This window comes from Bacillus sp. MYb78, assembly GCF_002975115.1.
GTDB classification, from domain to species: Bacteria; Bacillota; Bacilli; order Bacillales; family Bacillaceae_G; genus Bacillus_A; species Bacillus_A cereus.
In genome coordinates this window covers 68,225-78,923 of sequence record NZ_PCOB01000025.1, presented here as the reverse complement: position 1 = coordinate 78,923, position 10,699 = coordinate 68,225, and the positions used below count along the sequence as shown (strand labels likewise).

Below are 10,699 nucleotides of genomic sequence, written 5' to 3'. Positions count from 1 at the left end.
GTTTTCAAAGAACTACTTGGTCGCTCATTTGCGACTTCCTTATGTTAACATCTTCGTTTTTCGATGTCAACTAAGTTTTTCAATTTCTTTTTTTGTCGTTTTCTGCGTTTCCGCATCAGCGACGGTTATTAATATATCATGGTAAAAAATGAAATGCAACACCTTTTATAAACTTTTTTTAAAACTGCCCACATTTCTTTTTTAATATCATATACTTAAACGAAATATCTCTTTCATGTATGAGTAATTCCTACATATATTTTATATAAAGTTACTCTATCAAAAAACGTTTCTTTCTATACTAAGCGTTTTATTCATATACCATATCATACAAGGAGGAATATATATGGACTATACCGATTTATTAATCAAACTAGGTCTCTCGGCGATTTTAGGGTTTGCCATTGGTTTAGAACGCGAATTAAAACGGAAACCACTTGGTTTAAAAACGTGTTTAGTTATTTCTATTATTAGTTGCCTCCTAACGATTGTTTCTATTAAAGCAGCTTATAACTTACCACATACCGATCATATGAATATGGATCCACTTCGACTTGCCGCTCAAATTGTATCAGGAATTGGTTTTTTAGGTGCTGGCGTAATTTTAAGAAGAGGCAACGATAGCATTGCAGGACTCACGACTGCCGCTATGATCTGGGGTGCTTCTGGTATTGGTATTGCCGTTGGAGCTGGTTTCTATATCGAGGCGATTTTCGGAATGTGTTTCCTTATGATTAGTGTCGAACTTATACCACTCGCGATGAAATATGTAGGCCCTAGGTCATTTCGTCAACGTGATATCGCTGTGAAACTTGTTGTACGAAATATGGACAATATCCCAATCGTAATTGAAGAAATAAAGGAAATGGATATAAAAGTTAAGAATATGAAGCTTAAAACATTAGAAAACGGTTCTCACTATTTACATCTTAAACTGTCCATTGATCAAAAAAGACCTACTGCTGATGTTTACTATGCTCTTCAACATCTTGAAAGTGTCCAACAAACTGAAGTGGAAAGTATGTAGCATAAAACAAACTCTCTTTAATTAGAGAGTTTTTCTTTTTTCTATAATGGTAACAATGAATGTAGTCCTGCAAAACAAGGAGGAATTTACTATTGAAATCCCGTCCGAATTTAGTAGATACATTTCGTGATTCCATTATTTTTCGTTTAATTTGTTTTATTATTGTATTCACTGCTTTTTCTGGTTTTCTTATACATAGATTAGAACCCTCTCATTTCACTACATGGTTTGACGGAATTTGGTGGTCAATCGTTACCATTTTTACAGTTGGATATGGCGACTTTGCTCCCCATACAACGATAGGAAAACTAATAGGTATAAGTATTATTTTATTAGGAACTGGCTTTTGTTCTTATTATATGGTTCTATTCGCTACTGAGATGATCAGTAAACAATATATGAAAATTAAAGGTGAAGAAGCCGCTACCTCTAACGGTCATATGATTATCGTTGGCTGGAATGAGCGTGCAAAACATGTTGTAAAGCAAATGCATGTATTACAACCAAACCTTGATATCGTTTTAATTGATGAAACACTTTCTTTACTCCCAAAACCATTTCATCATTTAGAATTTATAAAAGGTTGTCCGCACCACGATCAAACTTTATTAAAAGCTAATATTAAAACGGCACACACCATATTAATAACAGCGGATAAAGAAAAGAACGAAAGCTTAGCAGATACACAATCCATTTTAAATATTTTAACTGCAAAAGGACTCAATCCAAACATTCACTGCATCGCAGAACTACTTACTACTGAACAAATTCAAAATGCAACGAGAGCTGGCGCGTCAGAAATTATAGAAGGAAATAAATTAACGAGTTATGTATTTACCGCTTCTCTTTTATTCCCTTCTATTTCAGGTGTACTATTCTCACTTTACGATCAAATCTCTGATAATAAATTACAACTGATGGAGCTTTCTCCGTCCTGCACCGGACAAACCTTTGCAAATTGTAGCTATACCCTTTTAAAACAAAACATTCTCTTACTAGGTATAAAGCGCGACGATCAATATATGATTAACCCAGTCCATACTTTCATTCTTATCGAAAGCGACGTACTCATTGTTATTCACCATTAAGAAAATGTTTTTCTAGTTCCCGCATGAGCACTTTTCCAATATTGATATATTTTCTTTTCACTTCTGCATCTGGATCTTTCGGTTCAGCAAATTGATCCATCCCACTCGTTCCCGCGGTTAAAGTATTCACATTATCATCTAGTTCGTCTTGATATACGTGCGAAAGAATATACGGCGTTTCAAGACGGACTACTACACCAGGTACATCTAGTTCACCATCTACTGCTGTAAACGGCACTCGTAAAAATTGATACCCATCTTCTTCATCGATTTTGTAATCGAAGCATCCTTTATCATAATCCCAATTACCACCAATACTATATCCAAGTGGTTTCATAACCTCTTCTAATTTATATAACGCATATGTACGTCCTTCTAAATTTGATTGAATCGGAATCAAGTCCATCCCTCCAAGACTTTTCCTTTAGCATACCCACTCTAGTTTGAATATACTGATGGACTTTTCGATAAAATAATAAAAAGCGACCGGAATCCGGTCGCTTTTTATTATTTTAAACGCTCTTCTAATTCTGCTTTTAATTCTTCAAATCCTGGTTTACCAAGTAAAGCAAACATGTTTTTCTTGTATGCTTCTACGCCAGGTTGGTCAAATGGATTTACGCCTAATAAGTAGCCGCTCATCGCACATGCTTTTTCGAAGAAGTATACAAGGTAACCGAATGTGTACTCATTTAATTCAGGAATATTTACGATTAAATTTGGTACTCCCCCGTCGCTATGTGCAAGTAATGTACCTTCGTATGCTTTTGTGTTTACGAAGTCTACAGTTTCACCAGCAAGGTAGTTTAATCCGTCTAAATCGTTGTCTTCTAATTCGATTGTTAGTTCATGTGTAGATTTACCTACTTTAAGAACTGTTTCAAATAAGTCACGACGACCTTCTTGAACGTATTGACCTAATGAGTGTAAGTCAGTTGAGAAGTTTGCTGAAGATGGGAAAATACCTTTTTGATCTTTTCCTTCACTTTCACCAAATAACTGTTTCCACCACTCAGCGAAGTATTGAAGTGCTGGCTCATAGTTAACAAGCATTTCAATTGTTTTTCCTTTATTGTATAAAGCGTTACGAACTACTGCGTATTGGTAAGCTGGGTTTTCTGCTAGTTCTGATGTTCCGAAGTCATCATGACCAGCAGCTGCACCTTTCATCATCTCTTCAATATTTAAGCCACTTACTGCGATTGGTAATAAACCAACTGGCGTTAATACAGAGAAACGTCCTCCAACATCATCTGGAATAACGAATGTTTCGTAACCTTCGTTATCAGCTAATGTTTTTAATGCACCACGTGCTTTATCTGTAGTTGCATAAATACGTTTGCGAGCTTCTTCTTTTCCATACTTCTCTTCTAATAACTTACGGAAAATACGGAATGCTAGTGCTGGCTCTGTTGTTGTACCTGATTTGGAAATAACGTTAATAGAGAAGTCTTTACCTTCTAATACGTCCATTAAATCTTTCATGTAAGTGGAGCTAATGTTTTGTCCAACAAATAGCACTTGTGGAGTTTTACGTTGTTCTTTAGATAGCGTGTTGTAGAAAGAATGGCTTAACATTTCGATTGCTGCGCGTGCTCCTAGGTAAGAACCACCAATACCTACAACAAGTAAAATGTCAGAGTCGTTTTTAATTTTTTCTGCGCATTTTTGAATGCGAGCGAATTCTTCTTTGTCATATTGAAGCGGAAGGTCTACCCACCCAAGGAAATCGTTCCCAGCTCCAGTTTTTTCGTGGATTGCATGATGTGTTACTTTCACTGCATCACGTAAATAAGTGATTTCATGTTCACCGATGAAGGATAACGCTTTAGAATAGTCGAACGTTACATGTGTACTCATCTTTTTCCCTCCAATTATGGATATGTATTTCTGTATTCACTTTAGCGAAACTGAAGTTGTAAATCAAGCGATTCAACCATTGTAAACGTAACCAATATATATTTTTTAGAAAAAGTTCATTTTTTGCATAAAAATTCGCATTTTTCGGTATAGATGTATATACATCCTCTTTCGAACATTTTTTATGTATAAAAACAACATAACTACCCCATTCTATAAAAGAGTTAATTAACTCATCGCTTGCTCATGCTTCACAATTAAGGGGGGCTTTTTCATGAGTACTTTGCAACGTATCGCATTAGTCTTTACTGTAATTGGCGCTGTGAACTGGGGACTAATCGGATTTTTCCAGTTTGACTTAGTAGCAGCCATTTTTGGTGGACAAAATTCAGCTCTTGCACGTATTATTTACGGCATCGTTGGTATATCTGGGCTTATCAATCTTGGTTTACTGTTTAAACCATCTGAAAATCTTGGTACGCACCCAGAAACAAACGAAATTCGATAATCAGTATGTCCTTTCACCTCCGACATACGAATATGATTGCATGCAATCATATTTGCAAATATATATCATAAGATAAAGTAAAAGAGGAACGCTCATATGCGTTCCTCTTTTACTTTGTTAACTCGGACTCTTCAATCCATTCTGCCAACTTTTCTCGCAGCGTATTAAATCCGTTTTCAGATGGGTTCGGTATAAGAATCCTTCCTTGTTTTCTTTTCGCCGCTTTTAACGATAAACTCATTTTTCTGTGCTCTTCATCAATTGAAAGTACCTTTACTTCTACTGTATCGCCGACTTTTAAAAAGTCATGAATATCCTTTACATATCCATTTGTAATTTCAGATATATGCACAAGTCCTTGTGTTTCTGCATCTAACGCTACAAATGCACCGTAATCTTGAATTCCAGTCACTTTCCCTGTTACAACCACTCCTGTTGTATATTGTTCTGACATATGAAACACTCCCATACGTTTACCATTCTCTCTACAATTATAGAGAGCAAAGCAGATATATTTATTTTAAATATCCGATTGGTTAGTACGCATTCTAGATAATGATATCTAGAATGCGTATACCTTATATTAGTAAATTATACCACTATGACAGAACTCATTCAAAATTCATGAAAAATTTCCCTTAAAGAAGTATAATTCTCCAATATTGGGATAGACTACTAACACATGGCTTTCTAGTATTCCCCCCCTTTTATGGACAAAACGTATTACGTTTTGTCCTTTTTTTATTTTCTACAAATCGTTCCATTCTCTTCATCGCTTCCATAAGTTGTTCAAGCGACGTCGCATATGAACAACGAATAAATCCTTCACCACTTTCGCCAAATACGCTACCAGGGACAACGGCCACTTTTTCTTCCAACAATAACTGTTCTGCAAATTCCGCTGAAGATAATCCGGTTGAAGATATAGCAGGAAAAACATAAAATGCTCCGCCCGGCACATGACACGTTAAGCCCATTTCATTGAAAGATGTCGTCATGAAGTTACGACGCTTCTTATAGCTATCTCTCATTCGAATTACTTCATCGTTCCCTGCGCGTAACGCCTCAAGTGCTGCAAACTGAGACATCGTCGGTGCACACATCATTGAATACTGATGGATTTTGAGTATTAATTCTGAAAATTGAACAGGAGCTGCAATCATACCGAGGCGCCATCCTGTCATCGCAAATCCTTTTGAAAATCCTGAAATTAAAATCGTATGCTCACGCATATTTTTAATACTCGCGAAACTTGTATATACTTCGTCGTATACAAGTTCTGCATAAATTTCATCAGATAATACGATTAAATTGTACTTCTCAACAATCACTGCTATTTCTTCAAGCTCGGATTTATTTAGCATTTCACCTGTCGGGTTATTTGGTGAACAAAGCAAAATTGCCTTTGTTTTCGCTGTAATAGCTGCTTCAATTTGTTCTGGTTGTACTTTAAACTCGTTTTCTAACGTAGTCGCCACAGGAACCGGAACTCCTCCAGCTAATGTCACAAGTGGTGCATAAGAAACGAAGCTCGGTTCAATAATGAGCACTTCATCATCAGGATTTATAATGGCGCGCATCGCTACATCTAACGCCTGGCTCGCTCCAACTGTAACAATGATTTCATCACTTGGATCATAAGATACTGCAAATTGTTTTTTTAGATACTTTGCTATTTCTTGACGGAGCTCTAATAATCCTGCATTTGCTGTATATGACGTATACCCTTGTTCCAAAGAACGAATACATGCTTGCCTTACATTCCAAGGTGTAACAAAATCCGGCTCTCCTACCCCGAGGGAAATAACACCTTTCATATTTGCTGCTAAATCAAAAAATTTTCGAATACCAGATGGTTTTAAAGATTCTGCTGATCTAGATAGTTCAAATTGCTTCATGGTGTCACCACAATTCGCTTATCATCATCGTCTTTTTCATAAATAACGCCCTCATGTTTATACTTCTTCAAAATGAAATGAGTAGTTGTAGAAACAACAGATTCAATTGTTGCTAATTTCTCAGAAACAAACATCGCTACTTCCCCCATCGTTTTCCCTTCTAATGTAATAGAAAGATCATATGTCCCTGACATTAAATAAACGGATTTCACTTCTGAATAACGATAAATTTGTTCAGCAACCGCATCAAACCCAACGCCATGCTTTGGCGTAACTTTCACATCGATCATTGCCGTTAAACCTGTATGTTCTTTCACCTTCGTCCAATCAATATGTGTTACATAATCCACAATAATCTTTTCATTTTCTAACCTCGCAACCATCTTCTTTACTTCTTCTACCTCTATATTTAACAGCTTCGCTAATGTATCTACAGATAATCTACTACTCTTTTCAAGACAAGCTAATAATTCTAATTCTTTTTCTGTCACCATATAAATCATCCTTCCTTTTCGTTTGTGTCTAAATTATACAAATACCCTTTCCAGTTTGAAAAGAAGATTTTTCTATTGAATTATGTCAAAATAAAGTGAAACTTTAATCAGCGGAAAAATGCGTGATAAAGCGAAAGGGGATGGAACCGTGAAACCAAAAGTTTATATTGCTGAACCAGTTCCAACATTTGTAGAAAATTATTTATCAGAACACTGTGATTATGAAAAATGGGATCAAAATGAGAAAGTACCTCGTGATGTTCTATTAGAGAAAATACAAGATAAAGATGGGTTATTAAATTTCGGATCTGCTATTAATGAAGAATTACTGACAGTGGCTCCTAACTTAAAAGTAGTGAGCAACATTTCTGTCGGTTACGATAATTTTGATTTACAAGCGATGAAAAACCGAAATGTTATCGGAACGAATACACCATATGTATTAGATGATACAGTAGCTGATCTCGTTTTCGCCCTTATGCTATCAGCTGGGCGCCGCGTTTGCGAACTCGATTCTTACGTGAAAAATGGTGAATGGAACGCTGAAATCGGAAAAGAACACTTCGGACTAGATGTACACCATAGCACAATTGGTATTATCGGTATGGGCCGAATTGGAGAAGCCGTTGCAAAACGAGCAAAATTCGGATTTGATATGAATGTTCTTTACTATAACCGCCGTCGTAAAGAAGAAGCTGAACAAAAATTCGATGCTACATATTGTGATTTACAGACGCTACTGAAGCAGTCTGACTTTATTGTTCTTCTTACTCCATTAACAGATGAAACATATCACCTTATCGGAGAAAAGGAATTTTCATTAATGAAAGAAACAGCAATCTTCATTAATGCTTCTCGCGGGAAAACAGTAGATGAAGAAGCGTTAATCCATGCTTTAACAGAAAAGAAAATCTTTGCAGCAGGTATCGATACATTTACACAAGAGCCGATTCAAAAAGATAATCCACTCTTATCATTACAAAATGTTGTGACTTTACCACACATCGGATCTGCAACATTAAAAACTAGGCAGCAAATGGCTATGACCGCCGCTGAAAATTTAGTTGCAGGATTACAAGGAAAAACACCGCCTAATATTGTTCGCGGGTAATACTGAATAAACGAAAGGCAAGATGACGTCGTCATCTTGCCTTTTTTTGTTAACATATTTTCTTCTTCCTTGGAGATGATATGAACAAAAATCAATGGAGTGACAAAAAATGAATCACGAATATACTTGTCCTTATTTCACTTTTTCCACTCGCGGCACTACTATTCATTACGAATTGTATGAACACGATAACAAAACAGAACGTCCTACTTTCGTACTCGTTCACGGCTTTTTATCTTCCTCATTCAGTTACCGTCGTCTCATTCCCTTACTATCGAAAGCAGGAACAGTGATTGCTCTTGATTTACCACCGTTCGGAAAAAGTGATAAGTCTCATCTGTTTAAGTATTCTTATCACAATTTAGCAACGATTATTATTGATTTAATTGAACATTTATCTCTCTCAAACATTGTATTAGTTGGGCACTCTATGGGTGGGCAAATTTCTCTCTATGTAAACCGTATACGTCCTGAACTCATTTCAAAAACGATTTTACTATGTAGCTCTAGCTATTTAGCACGCGCAACCTTACCTTTACTATACTCTTCTTATTTACCGTTCTTTCATTTATATGTAAAGAACTGGATTATTAGACGCGGTATCGTTCATAACTTAATGAATGTCGTTCATGATCACTCATTAATTGACGATGAAATGAAAAAAGGTTACTCCGCTCCTTTTTATGACGACCGTATATTTCCCGCTTTAACTCGCATGATACGAGACCGTGAAGGTGACTTATCTTCAACTGAATTACAAAAAATCGAAACACCTACACTACTCATTTGGGGTGAAAAAGACCGCGTCGTCCCTGTACATGTAGGTCATCGTCTACACAAAGATTTACCGAATTCAAAATTTATTTCTTACGAAAATACAGGACATTTACTACCTGAAGAAAAGCCTGAACATGTTTATGAAGAAATTATCGCTTTTTCTGCGCAATAAAGTGAAACTTTAATTAGCCCCCACCTAACTTCTTTGCTTCTGCTGAATTTTGAGGTGGGGGTCTTACTCCCCGGCAAATAGTGGGATAATATAAAAAAGGCCGTCGGAAATTCCGACAGCCTATAATGAACAGCTTCCGCCTTCTTTTATTACAAGTAATTCCACAGCTAATTTCTCACATTTTTCAAGCGCAGGTACTTCCTCAAAAGACATAAAGTATATATGTTGAATCTTCTTTGCGATGTATTTTGGATCATCAAACACACTTATGACGTTCACAACATCGCTCGCTTCTGTTTCATAAAACTCCGGTCCCATTTGAAACGGATCCCAATTCTTCACAACCTCTATCATCTTTTCATATGTACCCATTCGCTTCCCGCCTTTTCACTTTTTAATACTTTTCTTTATCCTATCACATCAGCTATTCTATAAGAAGAGAGAGAACTTTCATAACTTATTGGTTTTACAGAAGAAGGGGGCAAACGTATGCAACTATTTCATAAAGCAATCAATCGACGTGGAACGCATAGTATAAAATGGGATACATATAAAAACGAAGAACTTATCCATGCTTGGATTGCTGATATGGATTTTGAAGTACCAACACAAATTCAAACTGCTTTAAAGAAACGTATTGAGCATCCTATTTTCGGCTATACACTTCCTCCCGAAAATATTGGAGATATTATTTGTAACTGGACAAAAAAACAATATAACTGGGACATTCAAAAAGAATGGATTGTTTTTAGCGCGGGAATCGTTCCAGCTCTTAGTACGAGCATACAGGCTTTCACAAAAGAAAACGAATCCGTTCTCGTACAACCACCTATTTATCCTCCATTTTTCGAAATGGTCACAACAAACAACAGGCAGTTATGCGTGAGTCCATTACAGAAACAAAATGATACATATGTGATAGACTTCGAGCATTTAGAAAAGCAGTTTCAGCAAGGTGTCAAACTCATGCTTCTTTGTAGCCCTCATAACCCAATCGGACGCGTTTGGACGAAAGAGGAACTTGTGCAGCTCGGATTGTTATGTACTAAATATGACGTTATCGTTGTCGCGGATGAAATTCATTCCGATATCATTTATGCAGACCATACACATACGCCGTTCGCTTCCTTATCTGAAGAATTAGCAGAGCGCACTATCACTTGTATGGCTCCAAGTAAAACATTTAATATCGCTGGATTACAAGCTTCGATTATTATCATTCCAAACGAAAAACTCCGTCACGCCTTTACAGCTATCCAATATAGACAAGGCTTCCACGGGTTAAATATCTTTGCCTACACAGCGATGCAAAGTGCCTATACAGAATGTAATGATTGGTTAAACGAAATTCGATTATATATAGAAGATAATGCTCAATTTGCTTGTGAATATATTAAAACTCACATACCTGCTCTTTCCGTAACGAAGCCAGAAGGTAGCTTTTTATTATGGATTGATTGTTCTCGTCTAAAGCTTTCTCAAAACGAGCGTACTGCATTACTTGAGGAAAAAGGAAAAATCATCGTTGAACCTGGTGAGAAATACGGGTTAGGTGGCGAAGAACATATTCGAATTAACATCGGCTGTCCACGATCTGTTTTAGAAGAAATTTTGAACAGACTGCGTCATACGTTTTCATAATAATAGAGGAGTCTGTCCCCTAATCATTCTTGGACAGACTCCTTTGTCATATTTTGTCGGTAAGTCGATATATTTCAAGTTACGGTCGATATATTCCAATAATCGCTGATATATTTTCACTTA

Annotated in this window: 12 protein-coding genes; 6 read left to right on the top strand and 6 right to left on the bottom strand. The window is 36.5% G+C overall.

What is annotated here, in order from left to right:
- The first annotated feature begins 346 nt into the window (after window positions 1–346).
- Together CQ064_RS28805 and CQ064_RS28800 are read left to right on the top strand one after the other, a co-directional pair.
- Window positions 347–1,027, top strand: a complete 681-nt coding sequence (locus tag CQ064_RS28805; RefSeq protein ID WP_000386677.1) for an MgtC/SapB family protein — start codon at window positions 347–349, stop codon at window positions 1,025–1,027.
- Window positions 1,028–1,119: 92 nt separating this feature from the next.
- Window positions 1,120–2,115 carry a potassium channel family protein gene (locus CQ064_RS28800; RefSeq protein WP_000842317.1) on the top strand — a complete coding sequence of 332 codons (996 nt, stop codon included), beginning with the start codon at window positions 1,120–1,122 and terminating at the stop codon, window positions 2,113–2,115.
- Here the strand turns inward: CQ064_RS28800 and CQ064_RS28795 are convergent.
- The gene (locus tag CQ064_RS28795) at window positions 2,102–2,515 is read right to left on the bottom strand and encodes a YugN-like family protein (RefSeq protein WP_000612347.1); all 414 of its coding nucleotides are present in this window, start codon (window positions 2,513–2,515) and stop codon (window positions 2,102–2,104) included. The two genes, CQ064_RS28800 and CQ064_RS28795, sit on opposite strands and share 14 nt — an antisense overlap.
- 107 nt (window positions 2,516–2,622) lie before the next feature.
- Window positions 2,623–3,975, bottom strand: coding sequence for a glucose-6-phosphate isomerase (locus CQ064_RS28790; protein WP_000103663.1), 1,353 nt, complete (start codon window positions 3,973–3,975; stop codon window positions 2,623–2,625).
- Window positions 3,976–4,249: 274 nt separating this feature from the next.
- Here CQ064_RS28790 and CQ064_RS28780 point away from each other — a divergent pair, with 274 nt between their 5' ends.
- Entirely contained in the window at window positions 4,250–4,483 is a 234-nt protein-coding gene (locus tag CQ064_RS28780; protein ID WP_000105788.1) for a DUF378 domain-containing protein, read from the top strand.
- A 109-nt stretch (window positions 4,484–4,592) separates the two neighbouring features.
- On the opposite strand, the gene yugI is transcribed toward CQ064_RS28780, so the two are convergent.
- The 3 genes from yugI to CQ064_RS28765 all read right to left on the bottom strand — a co-directional run bounded on the left by yugI (window position 4,593) and on the right by CQ064_RS28765 (window position 6,875).
- The gene (gene yugI / locus CQ064_RS28775) at window positions 4,593–4,937 is read right to left on the bottom strand and encodes a S1 domain-containing post-transcriptional regulator GSP13 (RefSeq protein WP_000003764.1); all 345 of its coding nucleotides are present in this window, start codon (window positions 4,935–4,937) and stop codon (window positions 4,593–4,595) included.
- A gap of 253 nt (window positions 4,938–5,190) precedes the next feature.
- Window positions 5,191–6,381, bottom strand: coding sequence for an aminotransferase (locus CQ064_RS28770; RefSeq protein ID WP_000808531.1), 1,191 nt, complete (start codon window positions 6,379–6,381; stop codon window positions 5,191–5,193).
- A complete protein-coding gene (locus CQ064_RS28765; protein ID WP_000255696.1) occupies window positions 6,378–6,875 on the bottom strand; it encodes an Lrp/AsnC family transcriptional regulator in 498 nt (165 codons plus the stop codon). Before CQ064_RS28765 ends, CQ064_RS28770 begins: the two co-directional genes overlap by 4 nt.
- Window positions 6,876–6,993: 118 nt before the next feature.
- Here CQ064_RS28765 and CQ064_RS28760 point away from each other — a divergent pair, with 118 nt between their 5' ends.
- Window positions 6,994–7,986, top strand: coding sequence for a 2-hydroxyacid dehydrogenase (locus CQ064_RS28760; RefSeq protein ID WP_002094180.1), 993 nt, complete (start codon window positions 6,994–6,996; stop codon window positions 7,984–7,986).
- Window positions 7,987–8,095: 109 nt separating this feature from the next.
- The gene (locus tag CQ064_RS28755; RefSeq protein ID WP_001015204.1) at window positions 8,096–8,935 is read left to right on the top strand and encodes an alpha/beta fold hydrolase; all 840 of its coding nucleotides are present in this window, start codon (window positions 8,096–8,098) and stop codon (window positions 8,933–8,935) included.
- Between the two features lie 120 nt (window positions 8,936–9,055).
- On the opposite strand, the gene CQ064_RS28750 is transcribed toward CQ064_RS28755, so the two are convergent.
- A complete protein-coding gene (locus CQ064_RS28750) occupies window positions 9,056–9,307 on the bottom strand; it encodes a YugE family protein (protein WP_000537641.1) in 252 nt (83 codons plus the stop codon).
- Window positions 9,308–9,424: 117 nt separating this feature from the next.
- Between CQ064_RS28750 and CQ064_RS28745 the strand changes: the two genes are divergently transcribed.
- Window positions 9,425–10,576, top strand: coding sequence for a MalY/PatB family protein (locus CQ064_RS28745; protein ID WP_001175830.1), 1,152 nt, complete (start codon window positions 9,425–9,427; stop codon window positions 10,574–10,576).
- Window positions 10,577–10,699: the final 123 nt, after the last annotated feature.

Bases quoted from the DNA above. Each gene is read 5' to 3' on its own strand.
- CQ064_RS28805 (WP_000386677.1), top strand. From the start codon at position 347: ATGGACTATACCGATTTATTAATCAAACTAGGTCTCTCGGCGATTTTA.
- CQ064_RS28790 (WP_000103663.1), bottom strand. From the start codon at position 3,975: ATGAGTACACATGTAACGTTCGACTATTCTAAAGCGTTATCCTTCATC.
- CQ064_RS28780 (WP_000105788.1), top strand. From the start codon at position 4,250: ATGAGTACTTTGCAACGTATCGCATTAGTCTTTACTGTAATTGGCGCT.
- yugI (WP_000003764.1), bottom strand. From the start codon at position 4,937: ATGTCAGAACAATATACAACAGGAGTGGTTGTAACAGGGAAAGTGACT.
- CQ064_RS28770 (WP_000808531.1), bottom strand. From the start codon at position 6,381: ATGAAGCAATTTGAACTATCTAGATCAGCAGAATCTTTAAAACCATCT.
- CQ064_RS28765 (WP_000255696.1), bottom strand. From the start codon at position 6,875: ATGGTGACAGAAAAAGAATTAGAATTATTAGCTTGTCTTGAAAAGAGT.
- CQ064_RS28760 (WP_002094180.1), top strand. From the start codon at position 6,994: ATGCGTGATAAAGCGAAAGGGGATGGAACCGTGAAACCAAAAGTTTAT.
- CQ064_RS28755 (WP_001015204.1), top strand. From the start codon at position 8,096: ATGAATCACGAATATACTTGTCCTTATTTCACTTTTTCCACTCGCGGC.
- CQ064_RS28750 (WP_000537641.1), bottom strand. From the start codon at position 9,307: ATGGGTACATATGAAAAGATGATAGAGGTTGTGAAGAATTGGGATCCG.
- CQ064_RS28745 (WP_001175830.1), top strand. From the start codon at position 9,425: ATGCAACTATTTCATAAAGCAATCAATCGACGTGGAACGCATAGTATA.